This is a genomic window from Streptomyces sp. WY228, assembly GCF_019287315.1.
Taxonomy (GTDB): Bacteria; Actinomycetota; Actinomycetes; order Streptomycetales; family Streptomycetaceae; genus Streptomyces; species Streptomyces caviscabies.
Genome location: NZ_CP079114.1, coordinates 2,824,490 through 2,840,017 on the forward strand (window position 1 = coordinate 2,824,490; position 15,528 = coordinate 2,840,017).

The window sequence follows — 15,528 nt, forward strand, 5'->3', positions numbered from 1 at the left end:
CGCCGGAAACCTCCGCAAAGGCCGGAGAAGGGTGGTTGTCCGTGGCCCCCGGGCGGGAGCGGGGACGCGCCGGGTGGTGCAGGATGTGCCCGATGCAACGAGGACTCGTACACGCGCTGGCGTGGTCGCTCGCCACCGGCGCGGCGGTCACGCTCTCGTGGTGGGGTGTGCACACGGTCATGACGGGGACGGCGTACGACCCGCCCCGGGCGGTGCCGGTCTCGGTGGGCGCGGGGCCGCCGCAGCGCATCGGGCAGTCCACCGAGCCGCCGCTGGTCTCCTCGACGCACCGGGCGTCGCCCTCGCCCTCCGCCTCCCCGCGCACCGGCGGCGCGAGCCCTTCGCCGTCGGCCCCGCGCCCTTCCCGTACGCCTTCGGCCACCCCGGCGAAGCCGCCCGCACCGACGAGTTCGGGCACGGTGAAGAGCTATCGCACCGACGGCGGCCGGGTGGTGTTCGAGCTGGGCGCCGACTCGGCGAAGCTCGTCTCGGCGACGCCGGAGCCGGGCTGGTCGATGCAGGTGTGGACGAACGACGCCTGGATCCGGGTGGACTTCGGCGACGGGGGCGGGAAGGACGGCACGACGTACTCGGTGTTCTGCACCTGGAACGGGACACCGCCGACGGTGCAGATCGTCGAACCGTAGGCCTGGGCAGACTGATCAGGGGTTCTCGAAGACCGACGGGGGCGGCGCCGGGGACGGCTTGGCCGCGGCGTCGGTGACGACGGCCGCGCCGCCGGTGAAGTCGGTGAGCGCACGGCCGTGTTCGACCCGGCCCGGGTGCGGGTCGCTCGCCACTCGCCGGGTGAACTCCGCGACCGGCAGCGGCAGGGCCGAGGCGAGCAGGACCGCGTTGCCGAAGCGGCGGCCGCGCCACACCACCGGGTCGGCGGCCAGCGCCAGTTCGGGGAAGACGGCGGCGGCGGTGGCCACCTGACCGCGCAGATGGGCGAGCGGGGGCCCGTCGGCGAGGTTGGCCGCGTACCGCCCCTCGGGCTTCAGGACCCGGCGGACCTCGGTGAGGAATTCCGCCGAGGTGAGGTGGGCGGGGGTGCGGGCCCCGCTGAACACGTCCGCGACGACCAGGTCCGCCCAGCCGTCCGGGAACCTGCCGAGCCCTTCGCGGGCGTCGGCCGACCGGACCCGGACGCGGGCCTGGGGGTCGAGCGGGAGGTGGTCGCGGACGAACTGCACGAGGGGCGCGTCGAGCTCGACGATCTGCTGGGTGGAGCGGGGGCGGGTCGCGGCGGTGTACCGGGCGAGGGTGAACGCGCCGCCGCCCAGATGCAGCACGTGCAGCGGCTGGAGCGCGGGGGCGGCGAGGTCGATGACGTGGCCGAGGCGGCGCTGGTAGGCGAAGGAGAGGTGGGCCGGGTCGTCGAGGTCCACGTGGGACTGCGGGGCGCGGTCGATCAGGAGCGTCCAGCCGTGCGGGCGTTCCCGGTCGGGTATGAGCTCGGCGAGGCCGCCGCCGACCTGCCGCGAGACGGGCTCCCGCTCGCCCCGCCGGTCCTGCGCCCGGTCACCCGTGCCCGTACCGGCGCCCTTGCCCTTGCCCTTGCCCTTGTTCCGGCCCGTGGCCCTGTCCGTGCCCGCGGCCTTGTTCCCGCCCCGGGCCGGCGCTCCTCGACGTGCCACGTTCGCTGATCCTCGCTGGTGGGGGCCCGGGTCGCCGGCCGCGGCGGAGGTGTTCCGCCCGTCCGGCCATTATGGGCTCAGCAGCAGTTGTCGGCCGCCTCGATCAGCCGGGCGGCCTGGTCGAGGGCGGCGCGGAGCACGGCCGGATCGGTGACCGGGGCGTCGTCGGCGGGCGGGAGCAGCCAGCCGGCGCCGGTGGCGGGCGGCTCGGCGGGGATGCGCAGGCCGCGCCCGTCGGTCCGCGTACAGGCGCTGCCCGGTACGTCCCAGGCGTCGGCGGTGCCCGGCGGCACGAGGAAGCCGAGGGTGTCGCAGGCGCCGTCGTGCAGGACCGGGCCGACGGCCTCCTGGTCCCGTCCCCGGCGGAGGATGTCGACGGCTTCCAGGCCCTGGCGCGCCGGGACCGTGACGAGGTCGCAGGACTGGTCCCCCGGTGCGGAGGCGGCGGGGGCCGCGGGGGCGAGGGGGTTCCTCGGACCGGTCCTGGCCGTCGGGGCAGTCGGGGGCATCGGTTGCGTCGCGGTCGTCCGTGAGCCGGTCTCCCTGCCGAGGTGCAACAAGGGAACCCCTCCTCTCATCGCCGAACGGAGCCACACTCCGTCTCCACATGGACCAACGCCGCGGGTGCGTCAAGGGCTACGGGCCCACACCGCCGCAAAGGGTGGCAGTTCATGGCGGATCGGTGGCGGAATGCCCCTTTCGCAACGAAACGCTGTGTGTGCGCCTCGTCACAGCAGGTACGTTCTTGCTCCGCCGGGACACCGGGAACCACGGATCCCGGCCGCACCAGAGAGGGGCCGGCCATGGTGTCGACAGCGGCAGTTCCCAACCTCGCCTTCCGTCGGCTGCGCGGACAGCGCTCCGCCGGGGAGTTCGCGGCGGCCGTCCGCAGAGCGGCACGGGAGATCGGGGAGCAGGTCGCGTGCGACGCCCGGTACATCGGGCGCGTGGAGTCCGGGGAGATCCGCTGCCCGAACTACGCCTACGAGCGTGTCTTCCTGCACATGTTCCCCGGGGCGACCCTGGCCGACCTGGGGTTCTCGGCCCGCGAGAGCGTACGGGGGCGGGGCGCCCGGGTCGTGTCCGAACCGCCGCCCGCGCCGGAGGCCGGTCCCGCGCTCCCCCACCGCGACACCGAACCCGAACCCGAACCCGAGACCGACGAACTCACCGTCCCCGTCCCCATTACCGAGGAGAGCGACGTGCTGCGTCGCGTGTTCATGACGAGCGGCACCGCCACGGTGGCGGCCGCTTCCCTGGGTCTCGGCGGAGCGCCCGCCTCCGCCGCCCGGGTCTCTCTGCCCGCGCAGCGCCGGGTCGGCGAGGCGGAGGTGAGCGCCGTCGAGAAGGCCGTCCGGCAGATCCGGCTGCTGGACGACCGGCACGGCGCGGACGGGCTCTACCGGCGGGCCGCGCAGCCGCTGCGTGCGGCGTACGAGCTGCTGGACGCGGGGACCACCGCCCGGCGCGCCACCTCGGACCGGCTGCACGCCGGGGCCGGTGAGCTGGCGATCTCGGTGGGCTGGCTGGCCCATGACTCGGGCCGTTTCGACGACGCCCGCTCGCACTACGCGGAGGCGCTGGCCACGGCGCGGCTGGCGGGGGACGCGGGTCTTGAGGCGCACGCGTTCTGCAACACGTCGTTCCTGGCCCGGGACGCGGGGCGGCCCCGGGAGGCGGTACGGGCGGCGGAGGCCGGACAGCGGGCCGCCCGTGGGCAGGGGTCGCCCCGGCTGCTGGCGCTGCTCGCGCTGCGGGAGGCGGGGGGCCGGGCGGGGCTCGGTGACCGTACGGGGTGCGACCGGGCGATCGGGCGGGCCCGGGCGGCGTTCGAGCGGGGGCCGGCGGCAGGTGATCCGGAGTGGATGAGCTTCTTCCGGGAGGCGGAGCTGGAGCTGCTGGAGGCGCAGTGCTGGTCGGCGCTGGGCGACTGGTCCCGGGCGGCGCGGCACGGGCGGCGGGCGGTGGTGCTCCAGGACGCGCACTTCACCCGGAACCTGGCGCTGTACCGGGCCCAGCTCACGGGTGACCTGGCCCGGGCGGGGCGGGCGGACGAGGCGGCGGCCGCGGGGCACCAGGTGCTGGATCTGCTGACCCGGGTGCAGTCGTCGCGGATCCGGGGGATGTTGGCGGGGGCGGCGCGCGTGCTGGAGTCCCGGGCGGGGGTGGGCCCGGCGTCGACGTTCCTGACCCGCCACCGGGAGTCCACCGCCGCCACGCATGCCAGCCCGTCCGGCGCACCCGCCAGCCCGTCCGGCGATTGAGGACGGAACCGTTGAGCACGTTCCCGGGTGCTGATCAGGGGCTCCCGAGCCCCGGGGTCCGTGAAGGGAGCCGCCCACCCGGCCAAAGGGTTCCGTCCTCAAACGCCGGACAGGCTGGAGAGGGCCTAAGGGTTCCGTCAAGGGGGACGTCTGCTGGAGAGGACCGAGGGTTCCGTCAAGGGAGCGCCCGCCCGAGCAGGGGGTTCCGTCCTCAAGCGCCGGACGGGCTGGGTGGGCGCCGGACCGGCTGGGTGCGCGCGCCGGACCGGCTGGGTGGCGCGGGGCGGGCGTTACCGCTCCAGGTGGCCCGTGTCGTTCCAGCGTTCCACGGCCGGCAGGCCGTACGCCCAGCCCAGGACCGACAGCGACGTCGGCTCCAGGCGGACGCGGGCGCCGAAGGACAGGTCCTCGCCCAGCCACCGCGCCCCCAGCGCCCGCAGGATGTGGCCGTGGGCGAAGACCAGGACGTCCCGGTCCGCCGACCGCGCCCAGTCGACGATCTCGTCCGCGCGGGCGGTGACGTCGGCCACCGACTCCCCGTCCGGCACCCCGTCCCGCCAGATCAGCCAGTCCGGCCGGTCCGCCTTGATCTGGGCCGGGGTCAGCCCCTCGTACGCCCCGTAGTCCCACTCCATCAGCGCGTCCCACCGTTCGGCCCGCTTCCCGAACCCGGCCAGTTCGCAGGTCTCGGCGGCCCGGACGAGCGGGCTGGTGCGGACCTCGACGCCGGGCAGCCCCGCCCAGGGCTCCCGGTGCAGCCGTTCGCCGAGCAGTACGGCGCCCTCGCGCCCGGTGTCCAGGAGCGGGATGTCCGTCCTGCCGGTGTGGTTGCCCCGGACCGACCACTGGGTCTGGCCGTGCCGGGCGAGCAGGATGCGCGGTGCCATGACGGCTCTCCCTGAAACGCTGAAACGCTGGTGATGGGCCTTCCATCATCCCGTACCGGGCGGAAAGGCAACCTCCGGGGCCGTCCGGGCGTCCCTCCCTGAGCAGCTGCCCGCCGACCGCTTCCGACCACGGCGGGGACCGCTGCGTACGGGATGTCCGGAAGGGGACACCCCGGGGGAACCGGCGGCACGGTGCCGCCGTACGGTTGAACGCTCGCCGTCGGCCGCATGAACATGGGGAGAGCTACCGGATGCCGCACGCCACCGCGCCACCCGTGACCGGTCATCGGCCCCGCTGGTGGACGGAGCTGCCACTGATCGCGGTGGTGTACGCGCTGTACTCGGTGGGCCGGCTCCTGGTGCGCGGCGACGTCTCGACCGCCGTCGACCACGGACTGGCGATCCTGCGGCTGGAACAGGCGCTGTACCTCAACGCCGAGCACCCGCTGAATCGTCTCTTCACCAGCACCCCGTCGCTCGGCATACCCGCCGACTTCGCGTACGCGTCCCTGCACTACCTGGTCACCCCGGGCGTCCTCATATGGATGTTCCGGCGGAGGTCGTCGGCGTACCGGGCGGCCCGGGTCTGGCTGATGAACTCCACGCTGCTGGGGCTGGTCGGCTTCACGCTGATGCCGACCTGTCCGCCCCGGCTGCTGGACGCGGGCCACGGCTTCGTCGACACGATGGCGCAGTACAGCGCGTACGGCTGGTGGGGCGCGGGTGCGAGCGCCCCGCGCGGGCTGAGCGGGATGACCAACCAGTACGCGGCGATGCCCAGCCTGCACGTCGGATGGTCGCTGTGGTGCGGGATCCTGCTGTGGCGGCACGGCCGCCATCCGCTGGTCCGGGCGGCGGGCGTCGCCTATCCGCTGCTCACCACGATCGTCGTGATGGGCACCGCCAACCACTACTTCCTGGACGCCGTCGCGGGCGCCGCCGTGATGGGGGTCGGCGCCCTGCTGGTCCGGCCCGTCGTCCGGCTGGCGGACCGGGCCAAGGCCTGGGCCGGAGCCCGGGTCACCGGCCCGCTCGCGGTGCTGTTCGACGGCCGGTCCGCAGGCGGCCGGAGCGCCGTTCCCGCGGAGGTTCCCGAGGCCGTTCCGGCGACCGTGCCCCCGAATGTCAGTGCCGGGTGCAAGACTTCCCCGGGTGAGCGAATCCCCGGCCAGCGGACCACCTCCGCAGATCCCCCCGGCACGGCAGTCGGCGGCCCGGCAGACAGAGACGCCGCCGACGCGGCCGCGAGCGACGACGCTCCGGCAGCGGCTCGCTGAGCTACGCGGTCCGTCCGTCGCACCGCATCCGCTCGACGCGAGAGCCCTCGCCGCGCTGGCCGCCAACCCCGGCTGCAAGCGGCGGGCCCTGCTCGACGGCGCCGGGGTGGACAAGGGCGTGCTGGCCACCGCGCTCGGCTCCCCCGCCCCCTTCGGGCAGTCCCAGTTCGCCTTCATGCGGGGCAACGCCTTCGAGGCGAAGGTCAAGGCCGACGGCGGGGCCGAGCTGCTGCGCCTGCTGTACGAACGGCTCGGCGGCGGCGCCCCGGCCCCGGCCGGTGACGTCGCCACCCCCGATCTGAGCGCCGCCGGTCCCGAGGGCCGTGCCGCGCGCACCGCGCTGGCCCTGCGGGAGGCCACGGCGGCGGGCGGCTGGGCGCTGCTGGACCACCCGATGCTGGCCCTGGAGGTGGCGGGCTCCCCCGCCTATCTGGAGCCGGACGCGGTGGTGGTGCACCCCGACGGCCGGTGGACGGTCGTCGAGATCAAGTCGTTTCCGATGATCGACGCCTCCGCCGACGCCTCGAAGGTCGGCGCCGCCGCCCGGCAGGCCGCGGTGTACGTGCTGGCGCTGGAGCGGGTCGCGGCGGTCACGGAGCGTGCCGAGGTCGGACACCGGGTGCTGCTGGTCTGCCCCAAGGACTTCTCGAACCTGCCGACCGCCTCCGTCGTGGACGTACGCAAGCAGCGCGCCGTGACCCGCCGGCAGCTGACCCGGCTGACGCGCGTCGAGGACATCGCGGCCGCGCTGCCGGAGGGCACGACGTTCGACCCGGCGTGCCCGCCCGAGGAGCTGGACGCCGCCGTGGCGGCGGTGCCCCCGGCGTACGCCCCGGAGTGCCTGGCCGCCTGCGAGCTGGCCTTCCACTGCCGGGCGAAGTCCCGGGCCGAGGGCGCGGTGGAGACGCTGGGCCGCAGCGTCCGCGGTGAGCTGGGCGGGCTGACGACGGTGGCCGGGGTGCTGGCGGCCGCCGCGGGCAAGGAGGGCGATCCCGCCGATCCGACGGTCGCCGCGCTGCGCCGGGCCGCCGCCCTGCGCGCCGAGGCCCTGGAGAGCGCCGCCGTCCTGCGGACCGAGGCACGGGAAGCAGCCTCCGTCACGCGCGCCGGGGCGCCGGAGGGTGCGGCCGCATGTCGCTGATCACCACCCTGGCCCGGCTGGAGGCCGTCGACACCGGCCGTGCCCAGCCGCTCGCGACCGTACGGCACCGCCATCTGACCGACCGGCCGCTGGTGCTGGTGCCGCTGACCACCGCCGGCGAGGCCGGGGCCCCGCTCGGGGCGCTGGTCGGCACGGACCGGGAGGCGCCCCGGCTGCTGGCCGTCGCCCAGCCGCGCGACCGGGACCTGCGGTTCGCGTTCCTGGCCGAGCTGGCGGAGGCGGTCCTGCCGCACATCGAGGCGTACGCGGACGTCGTCGAGCCCGCCGAGCGCAACGAGACCGATCCGGCGACCGGCAAGAAGACCAAGGTCGAGGTCGAGCTGTGCACGGACGCCGCGCAGCTGATCGTGCCGAGCCGGGCGGGCGTGGAGTTCGTGCGGCTGCTGGGCCGGTCCATGCGGTTCCGCCGCACCGCCGAGGACGATCCGGACACCCCGTATCCGGCCCCGGCCCGGGTGCCGCTGCTCGGCCGCTGGCTGACGCACTACGGGGAGCGGGCCCGGGTGCCCGGTTCCTCGCTGCTGCCCGCCGCCACGGATCTGCTGAACCGGCACTGGGCGACCGGGCAGAGCAGCCTGGAGGACCAGCACCTGGGCGCGCTGCTGGCCTGGATCGACCCGCCGTCCGGTTCCTCGGGGGCCGAGGCGGCGCTCCGGGCGGAGCTGGCCCGGGACGGCGAGGGCCAGCTGCTGTGCCCGCCGGCCGGACCGGCCACCGATCCGGACTTCGACAACCGCCTCCTCGCCCCGGCGATCGAGCGGTACGACCGGGCGCGTACGGCGTTGGCGTCCGCCGAGGACGGTCTCGCGGCGGACGCCCGCCTCGGCGAGCTGAGCGACGCCGAGCGGGCGATCCGTTCCCTGCTGGCGAAGGTGATGCTGCCGACCTGGGACGCGGTGTGGCGGAGCCTCGATCTGCTGCGGGAGCTGCCGGAGGGGGCCCGGGCCGAGGACCGCTGGACCCGGGACCGCTGGTCGTTCACCGCGCACCGCGACCGGGTGCGCTCGGGCGAGCCGCCGCAGCCGCGCCGCGACGACGCGGTGACGGCGGCCCAGAAGCTGGCCTCCCGGGAGACCGCCCAGGCCCAGCTGGAGGCCCAGGAGGCGCTGGACGATCCGCTGGTGCTGGCGGGGCGGCGGCTGGCGGGCGAGGCGTTCCTCGCCACGGTGACCGAGGTGGAGATGGCGTACACCGAGTCCAAGCGGCCCTCCCCGCGCCCGCTGGTCACCGTCCGCACGGACGAGCGGCCGCATCTGGGCGAGCGGACGAAGGTCTACCGCTCGCTGGACGGCAAGCCGCAGACGGCGGAGTTCGTGCGGTACGCGGACGCCGCACCCGCCGACGCGGACGCCGCTTCTGCCGCCGGGGACGCCGCCGGGGACGCCTCCCCGGTGGCCGAGGACGGCGAGATCCTGCTGGTGCTGCGGATCCTGGACCGGATGGGCCGGGGCAAGGAGCCCGCCCCCGGTTCGGTGCCGGAGCCCGGGGAGCGGATCGCCTGGACCCTGTTCGAGCACGACCAGCGCGGCGGCCCGAAGCTGCCGGACCCGGAGGAGACGCCGTGGACCCACGGCGGCCCGCCGGGCGCGGACGCCGCGACGCGCGCGGAGCACCCCGACCCCGTGACCCCGGAGGACCTGCTGTGATCCCGACCGCCGTCGCCACCGCCACGGAGGGACCGCTGTGACGACCGGCCACCCGGGAGGACCCGCTGTGCGTGCCGTCTTCGACCCGGGCGCGGAGGCGGCGCGCGCGACCGGCGCGATCCTCGACGACACCCTGCGCGGCTCCTCCCGGGGCGTCGTCGTGGACTCGCCGCCCGGCGCGGGCAAGTCGACGCTCGTGGTCCGGGCGGCACTGGAGCTGGCCGCCGCCGGCCATCCGCTGATGGTGATCGCACAGACGAACGCGCAGGTCGACGACCTGGTGGTGCGGCTCGCGGAGAAGGACCCGGAGCTGCCGGTGGGGCGGCTGCACAGCAGCGACTCCGACCCGTACGACAAGGTGCTGGACGGGCTCGCCAACGTGACGAAGTCGGCGAAGGCGGCGGATCTGGCCGGGCTCGACGTGGTGATCTCGACGGCCGCCAAGTGGGCGCACGTGAAGAACGTGGAGCCGTGGGGACACGCGATCGTCGACGAGGCGTACCAGATGCGCTCGGACGCGCTGCTGGCCGTGGCCGGGCTGTTCGAGCGGGCGCTGTTCGTCGGGGATCCGGGCCAGCTGGACCCGTTCTCGATCGTCGGCGCCGACCAGTGGGCGGGGCTGAGCTACGACCCGTCGGCGAGCGCGGTGTCCACGCTGCTCGCGCACAATCCGGAGCTGCCGCAGCACCGGCTGCCGGTGTCGTGGCGGCTGCCCGCGTCGGCGGCCCCGCTGGTGTCGGACGCGTTCTACCCGTACACCCCGTTCCGCAGCGGTACGGACCACGGGGACCGGAAGCTCTCGTTCGGGGTGGCGTCGGACGGGTCGGGGCCCGACCGGGTGCTGGACGTGGCGGCGGAGTCCGGGTGGGGTCTGCTGGAGCTGCCGGCCCGGCACACCCCGCGCACCGACCCCGAGGCGGTACGGGCGGTGGCGCTGGTGGTCCGGCGGCTGCTGGACCGGGGCGGCGTCGCCACCAGCGAGCGGGCGGAGGATCCGGTGCCGGTGACGGCGGACCGGGTGGCGGTCGGCACGGCCCACCGGGACCAGGCGGCGGCGGTGCGGGCGGCCCTCGCGGAGCTGGGCGTCACGGGGGTCGCGGTGGACACGGCGAACCGGCTCCAGGGCCGCGAGTTCGACGTCACGGTGGTGCTGCACCCGCTGTCGGGGCGGCCCGACGCCACGGCCTTCCATCTGGAGACGGGCCGGCTGTGCGTGCTGGCCTCGCGGCACCGGCACGCGTGCGTCGTGGTGTGCCGGGAGGGGGTGGCGGATCTGCTGGACGAGCATCCGTCCACCGAGCCGGTCCAGCTGGGCGTCACGGTGAAGTTCCCCGACGGCTGGGAGGCGAACCACGCGGTGCTGGCCCACCTCACGGAGCGGCGGGTGCGGTGGCGGCCCTGAGCGGGGGCGCGTCGCCGGAGCCACCGGGCCGAGGGAGCGTTCCCGGAGCCCCGGTGCCGGGGGGCACGTTCCCGGAGCCCCGATGCCGGGGCGCACGGTCACGGCCCAGAGCGGGCGTCGCTCCCCCGCGCCCCCGACGCACGCCCCGGCCCCCTTGCGCGGGGTTGGACAATGGAGGGTGGCCGTCCGGGTCTTCCGGTCATCAGGTCGCCCGAGGGAGGAACACCACATGACACAGTCCGAGCGGAACGAACGGCAGCGGCTGCGCCCCGCGCCGCTGCTCTTCGAGCCGTCTCAGGCCACGGCGGACCCGGAGCACTTCTTCGACCTGGAGTCGATGGAGGACCCCCGCGAGCTGCTGGCCCGTGCGACCGAGCTGACGCAGGCCTTCCGGGCGGCGACGGACCGGTCGGTGGAGTTCCAGGCGCTGGCGGCGGCGCAGCTCGCCGACCCGCGCCGGTTCGACCGGCTGACGGCGGCGGATGTCGCGGAGCGCGCGGAGTGGACCGAGGACTACGCGAAGAAGATGATCGAGTTCGGCCGCACCCTGCTGGACGCTCCCAGAGCCTGACACCCGGAGCCCGACGTCCGGAGCACGACGCCCGACGCCTGACACCCGAAGCCCGGCATCCGAAGCCCGGCGCCCGGAGCCTGACCCACGGGGCTCTTCCGGGCAGGCGTCGACCATGGGGCCGATGTGACGCGTGGGGCGGGCGGGGCAGGTGCTGTTCCGGCAGGCCGGGGGTCAGGTCCCGTGGCATATTCCGGCGCGCAAGATACCCCTCCCCCTCCGGCCCTGTCCCGGTTTCCCGCAACTCTCGGAATCCTTTCCGTCACTCCCGGTAGACCTTTCTCCATGAGCGCATGGCTGAAAGACGAAACGACCCTGCAGGCCGGTGCCGCCCCGCACCACGGCGTCGACATCTTCGCCCTGCTGCGTGACCAGTCCGGCCCCCAGGCCGCCCAGGTCACGGCGGCCGGCGCCGCCTGGCTGGCGGGGGCCGCCCCGTACCCGCGCAGCACGCTCGCCCAGTGGGAGGAGCGCCCCACGGCGCCCGGGGTGCTCCCGTGCGGTTCCGCCTTCGACGTCGTGAACGTGCCGGCGCTGTTCGGGCGGCGGATGCTGGAGCGGCTCTGGGCCGAGGGCCCCGGCTCCGGCCCGGTCGCCACGCACCGGGGCCGGATGCTGCTGTTCGCCGCCCCCGGGACGGCCCAGCGGCTGCCCTCGCTGCTCGCCTGGGAGGAGTGGGGATCCGGTGGTGCGGCGGGCCCCGGCGAGCGGCGCGGCGAGGTGCCGCCGCTGCTCTGTCACGGCACCGGTGACGCCGTGACCGTACCGCCGCTGACCTGCCCTTCGTCCGACGGCGGTCCGCGCTGGGTGGTCGCCCCCGACACCCGTAACCCCTGGCTGCCGGGCCCCGATGTGCTGCTCTGGGCCTGTGTGCGGGTGAGCCGGTCCGCGGCCTCCCGGGGTGCCGCACAGACGATTTTTCCTCGGGCGGATCAGGATGCTAATGTCTACGACGTCAGCAGGCGCCGTTAGCTCAGTTGGTTAGAGCAGCTGACTCTTAATCAGCGGGTCCGGGGTTCGAGTCCCTGACGGCGCACCGACGGAAGAAGCCCCTCGCGGAAGCGGGGGGCTTCTTCGTGTTCCGGCGCCGGGCGGTGCGGTCAGACGCCGGTGGTGATCCGGACGGTCCAGGAGCCGGACGGGGTGCGGTCGGCGACCTCGACGCGGGTGCCCGCGCCCGGCACGGTGAAGGTCTCTCCGACCCCGAGCGGGGCGTCGGCCAGCGGCGGGTAGACGGAGCGGTCCCAGCAGGCCCCGGTGTTCGGATGGGTGTCGACCACCTCGACGGGACCGCCGCCGGAGGCCGTACCGCTGCGGACGCGATAGATCAGGATGCCCTCGGCGCAGGTGCCCCGGTCGTTCCCGGTGGCGCTGCGGGCCTCGATGGCCAGGGCGCTGTCGCTGCCGGTACGGACGACGGCGAGCCGGGTGCCGATCGACCCGCCGGGCACCGGGGCGGCGGCGACCGGTTCCAGGGTGAGGTCGGCCGAGCCCTGGACGCAGACGACCTGGCGGCCGCCGAGCCAGCCGAGCTTCCACTTGTGCCAGCCGAACAGGTCGGGGGCGAGGCCGAACTGGCTGCCCATGACGTCCCAGTCGCCGACATGGGTGTCCCAGTCGCCCTTGCCGTCGGTGGGCCGGTGGTAGAGGTCGGCGAGGTCGAAGACGTGCCCGGTCTCGTGGGCGAGGACGTTGCGGTCGGGCGGGTGCTGCTCGAAGACCGTGACCACGCGCCGGATGTCGCTGCCGTCGGCGCGCAGCGGCCGCTCGAAGTTGACGACCTTGGTGGCGTCGGAGTCGACGCCGGGGGCGTCCGGGTCGGCCACCAGGTAGACGACGTCGTACCGGGAGAAGTCCACCTCCGGGTCGGCGGCGTCGATGGCGTCGCGCAGATAGGCGGTGCGCCGCTCGGCGTCCCAGTCGCGCTCTATGCCGTACCAGGTGGAGTCGCGCGGCATCAGTGTCCAGGTGCGCTGCGGATGGGCGCGCAGGGTGAACCGGCCGTAGCTGGCGCGCTCGAAGAAGCGGGTGGTGGCGGGAAAGTGGTCGGCGGTGAGCGTCTCGGGGGTGAGCGTGGGCTCGGAGTCCGGGAAGGACAGGAAGATCATGACCGCGTCGAGCTCCCGGTCGGGGCGCGGATAGGACCCGTTCCAGGTGTTCAGGCCGAGCGAGTGGTGCGCCGCCGTCCGGGGCAGGGCGCAGGGAGCGGCATCCCCGGTGGCGGCCGCGGCGGGCCCGGCGACGAGGGACATGGCGGCGAGCGCCAGCAGCGAGGTGGCGGCGGCGGCCAGACTGCGCAGGGGCGGCCGTTCCGCTCGCTCCGGTCCGCGACGGGACGGCACATCGACCTCCGGGTGGGGAAACGCGGTCCTTCCCGTCCACCCTGTGCCGCTTCACCACGGCACGCCCTGTTGTGCTGCCCCACACGGGTCAGCGGTCAAAATCACCACCCACACCCTCACGGAACGTCACCATCGATCAGCTCAGCCATCCGAAGCGACAGATACGCGCAGAACCAATCAGGAACGGGCAAAGCGGAACGCCTGCTACCAGCCATGCACGGACCCGCTCGATGGCCCGGACCGGACGGCGAGCTGGAACGGCCGACGCGGCACCCTCTATGCTTCACCACGCTTTCCCGCGTGGAACGGGTCCCTTCACGGAACCGCCACCCGGTGGCCTGTCCGACCCCACCAGTTCACGACGACCTTCACAGCGGGAGCGAGCGGTGAGCGGAACCTCCGAAGGGCCGAGCGCCCCGGCAGGCACGGCCTCCGGCGGGCCCTCCGCGCCGGTCACGGAGCGTCATGCGGCGGCGGTGGATCCCACCCCCGCGCGCCCGGCGCCCACGGATCCGTCGCCCGCCGGTCCCTGCCGTGCCGACGCCGGTGACGGTCCCACCGCCGCCGAACTGCGCGACTACCGGGCCGCCTTCAACGCCGCCACGCTCCCCATGGGCGTCGTCGACGGCCGGGGCCACGTCGTACGCGCCAACGAGGCGCTCGGCGGGCTGCTGGGCGCCCCGGCGGCGGTCCTCGCCGGGCGGCAGGCGTGCGACCTGCTCGACCTCGCCTCCGACGACCGCACCTGGCACGCGTATCGCGAGGTCCTGCTGGGCCGCCGTTCCCGGTTCCGCTGCACCCGCCGCCTCAAGCACCCCGACGGGCGCTCGCTGTGGGCCGAGATCACCGTCGTACCGATGACCGGGGCGTCGGCGGCGGAGTCCGCCCGGGTGCTGCTGACGGTCGCGGACGTCAGCGACCGGCTCGAGCTCCAGGAGCGGCTGCGCCACCTCCAGATGCACGACCCGGTGACCCGGCTGCCCAACCGGACGCTGTTCTTCGAGCGGCTCGCCTCGGCCCTGGAGACCCCGCCGTACCAGGACGACTCGCTGCCGCCCCGGCAGCACGGCCGGATCGGGCTCTGCTATCTGGACCTGGACGGCTTCAAGGCGATCAACGACACCCTGGGCCACCGGACCGGCGACCGGCTGCTGGCCGCCGTCGCCGCCCGGCTCACCGACTGCGCCGAGAACGACGCCTCCCGCAACCCCGGCGGCAGCCGGCTGGTGGCGCGCCTGGGCGGCGACGAGTTCGCGATCCTGGTCGAGGACTCGACCGGTACGGAGGAGCTGACCGACCTGGCCCGCTCGGTGCTCACCGCGCTCCAGCAGCCGTTCGACCTGGCCGGGCAGCGGCTCTCGGTCTCCGCGTCGATCGGGGTGGTCGAGCGGACCGCGGCGGGCACCTCGCCCACCGGTCTGATGCAGGCCGCCGACACCACGCTGTACTGGGCGAAGGCGGACGGCAAGGCCCGCTGGACCGTGTTCGACCCGGAGCGCAACGCCCACCGCATGACCCGGCAGTCCCTCTCCTCCACGCTCCGGCCCGCCGTGGAGCGCGGCGAGTTCACGCTGGAGTACCAGCCGCTGGTCGGGATGGCGGACGGGGTGCTGCGCGGGGTCGAGGCGCTGGTGCGCTGGAACCATCCGCAGTTCGGCGTGCTGCCGCCGAATCGGTTCGTCCAGATCGCCGAGGAGGACGGCTCGATCGTCCAGCTCGGCCGCTGGGTGCTGCGCACCGCGTGCCGGCAGGCGCGGCGCTGGCAGCTGGACCACCCGGACGAGCCGCCGCTGTTCATCAGCGTCAATGTCGCCGTACGGCAGGTCTGGGACTCCGACCTGGTCGCCGATGTGGCCGAGATCCTGGCGGAGACGGAGCTCGCCCCCGGGCTGCTCCAGCTGGAGCTGACCGAGTCGGCGGTGATGGGCTCGGGCGGCCGTCCGCTGCGGGCGCTCCAGGCGCTGAGCGACATGGGCGTACGGATCGCCATCGACGACTTCGGCACGGGGTACAGCAACCTCGCCTACCTCAGCCGGCTGCCGGTCTCCGTGCTGAAGCTGGACGGGGCGTTCGTGAAGGGCTTCCGGTACGAGGACGGTACGCATCCGAGCCCGGCCGACGAGACGATCGTGGAGGCCATGGTGCAGCTGGCGCACCGCCTGGGCCTGACCGTCACCGCGGAGTGCGTGGAGACGGCCGGGCAGGCGGAGCGGCTGCGGCGGATCGGCTGCGACACCGGGCAGGGCTGGCTGTACTCACGGGCCGTGGCGCCGGAGCAGATCGCCGGCCTGATCGGGTCCCGGCCGCTGGAGGGCTGACCGGGACCACCCGTGGGAG

At 74.9% G+C, this 15,528-nt stretch carries 13 protein-coding genes and 1 tRNA gene; 10 read left to right on the top strand and 4 right to left on the bottom strand.

Annotation, left to right across the window (positions count from 1 at the left end):
* The first annotated feature begins 92 nt into the window (after positions 1-92).
* Positions 93-647: a hypothetical protein gene (locus KV381_RS12180; protein WP_030631958.1), complete on the top strand. Its 555-nt coding sequence runs from the start codon at positions 93-95 to the stop codon at positions 645-647.
* 15 nt (positions 648-662) lie between these two features.
* Here the strand turns inward: KV381_RS12180 and KV381_RS12185 are convergent, their stop codons facing one another.
* Together KV381_RS12185 and KV381_RS12190 are read right to left on the bottom strand one after the other, a co-directional pair.
* On the bottom strand, positions 663-1,640 hold the full coding sequence (locus KV381_RS12185; RefSeq protein WP_218785203.1) for a spermidine synthase: 978 nt from the start codon (positions 1,638-1,640) through the stop codon (positions 663-665).
* A gap of 77 nt (positions 1,641-1,717) precedes the next feature.
* Positions 1,718-2,149: a hypothetical protein gene (locus tag KV381_RS12190; RefSeq protein WP_373461020.1), complete on the bottom strand. Its 432-nt coding sequence runs from the start codon at positions 2,147-2,149 to the stop codon at positions 1,718-1,720.
* Positions 2,150-2,443: 294 nt separating this feature from the next.
* On the opposite strand from KV381_RS12190, the gene KV381_RS12195 reads away from it, so the two are divergent.
* On the top strand, positions 2,444-3,904 hold the full coding sequence (locus KV381_RS12195; RefSeq protein WP_218785204.1) for a tetratricopeptide repeat protein: 1,461 nt from the start codon (positions 2,444-2,446) through the stop codon (positions 3,902-3,904).
* A gap of 290 nt (positions 3,905-4,194) precedes the next feature.
* On the opposite strand, the gene KV381_RS12200 is transcribed toward KV381_RS12195, so the two are convergent.
* Positions 4,195-4,791: a histidine phosphatase family protein gene (locus KV381_RS12200; protein ID WP_086779624.1), complete on the bottom strand. Its 597-nt coding sequence runs from the start codon at positions 4,789-4,791 to the stop codon at positions 4,195-4,197.
* 251 nt (positions 4,792-5,042) lie between these two features.
* On the opposite strand from KV381_RS12200, the gene KV381_RS12205 reads away from it, so the two are divergent.
* The 7 genes from KV381_RS12205 (at position 5,043) to KV381_RS12235 (ending at position 11,885) form a co-directional block, all read left to right on the top strand.
* Positions 5,043-6,068 (top strand): phosphatase PAP2 family protein, encoded by a 1,026-nt coding sequence (locus tag KV381_RS12205; RefSeq protein WP_030087805.1) that lies wholly within the window; start codon positions 5,043-5,045, stop codon positions 6,066-6,068.
* Between the two features lie 106 nt (positions 6,069-6,174).
* Positions 6,175-7,209 (top strand): hypothetical protein, encoded by a 1,035-nt coding sequence (locus KV381_RS12210; protein WP_030087803.1) that lies wholly within the window; start codon positions 6,175-6,177, stop codon positions 7,207-7,209.
* Positions 7,200-8,876, top strand: coding sequence for a hypothetical protein (locus KV381_RS12215; RefSeq protein ID WP_218785205.1), 1,677 nt, complete (start codon positions 7,200-7,202; stop codon positions 8,874-8,876). The genes KV381_RS12210 and KV381_RS12215 overlap by 10 nt, the downstream gene beginning before the upstream one ends.
* A gap of 67 nt (positions 8,877-8,943) precedes the next feature.
* Positions 8,944-10,278 carry an AAA domain-containing protein gene (locus KV381_RS12220; RefSeq protein ID WP_218527371.1) on the top strand — a complete coding sequence of 445 codons (1,335 nt, stop codon included), beginning with the start codon at positions 8,944-8,946 and terminating at the stop codon, positions 10,276-10,278.
* Positions 10,279-10,507: 229 nt separating this feature from the next.
* Complete coding sequence (locus KV381_RS12225; protein WP_098025437.1) at positions 10,508-10,849, top strand: hypothetical protein; 342 nt, start codon at positions 10,508-10,510, stop codon at positions 10,847-10,849.
* Positions 10,850-11,134: 285 nt separating this feature from the next.
* Positions 11,135-11,821 (top strand): bifunctional DNA primase/polymerase, encoded by a 687-nt coding sequence (locus KV381_RS12230; RefSeq protein ID WP_098025438.1) that lies wholly within the window; start codon positions 11,135-11,137, stop codon positions 11,819-11,821.
* Positions 11,812-11,885 (top strand) — tRNA-Lys (locus KV381_RS12235). The genes KV381_RS12230 and KV381_RS12235 overlap by 10 nt, the downstream gene beginning before the upstream one ends.
* A gap of 64 nt (positions 11,886-11,949) precedes the next feature.
* Here KV381_RS12235 and KV381_RS12240 read toward each other — a convergent pair.
* Entirely contained in the window at positions 11,950-13,191 is a 1,242-nt protein-coding gene (locus tag KV381_RS12240; RefSeq protein ID WP_218785206.1) for a M6 family metalloprotease domain-containing protein, read from the bottom strand.
* Positions 13,192-13,577: 386 nt separating this feature from the next.
* On the opposite strand from KV381_RS12240, the gene KV381_RS12245 reads away from it, so the two are divergent.
* Positions 13,578-15,509, top strand: a complete 1,932-nt coding sequence (locus tag KV381_RS12245) for an EAL domain-containing protein (protein WP_098025440.1) — start codon at positions 13,578-13,580, stop codon at positions 15,507-15,509.
* The last annotated feature ends 19 nt before the right edge of the window (positions 15,510-15,528 follow it).

Excerpts from the sequence above, each read along its gene's own strand:
- KV381_RS12230 (WP_098025438.1), top strand. The coding sequence starts at position 11,135 with ATGAGCGCATGGCTGAAAGACGAAACGACCCTGCAGGCCGGTGCCGCC.
- KV381_RS12215 (WP_218785205.1), top strand. The coding sequence starts at position 7,200 with ATGTCGCTGATCACCACCCTGGCCCGGCTGGAGGCCGTCGACACCGGC.
- KV381_RS12205 (WP_030087805.1), top strand. The coding sequence starts at position 5,043 with ATGCCGCACGCCACCGCGCCACCCGTGACCGGTCATCGGCCCCGCTGG.
- KV381_RS12195 (WP_218785204.1), top strand. The coding sequence starts at position 2,444 with ATGGTGTCGACAGCGGCAGTTCCCAACCTCGCCTTCCGTCGGCTGCGC.
- KV381_RS12180 (WP_030631958.1), top strand. The coding sequence starts at position 93 with ATGCAACGAGGACTCGTACACGCGCTGGCGTGGTCGCTCGCCACCGGC.
- KV381_RS12225 (WP_098025437.1), top strand. The coding sequence starts at position 10,508 with ATGACACAGTCCGAGCGGAACGAACGGCAGCGGCTGCGCCCCGCGCCG.
- KV381_RS12190 (WP_373461020.1), bottom strand. The coding sequence starts at position 2,149 with ATGCCCCCGACTGCCCCGACGGCCAGGACCGGTCCGAGGAACCCCCTC.
- KV381_RS12200 (WP_086779624.1), bottom strand. The coding sequence starts at position 4,791 with ATGGCACCGCGCATCCTGCTCGCCCGGCACGGCCAGACCCAGTGGTCG.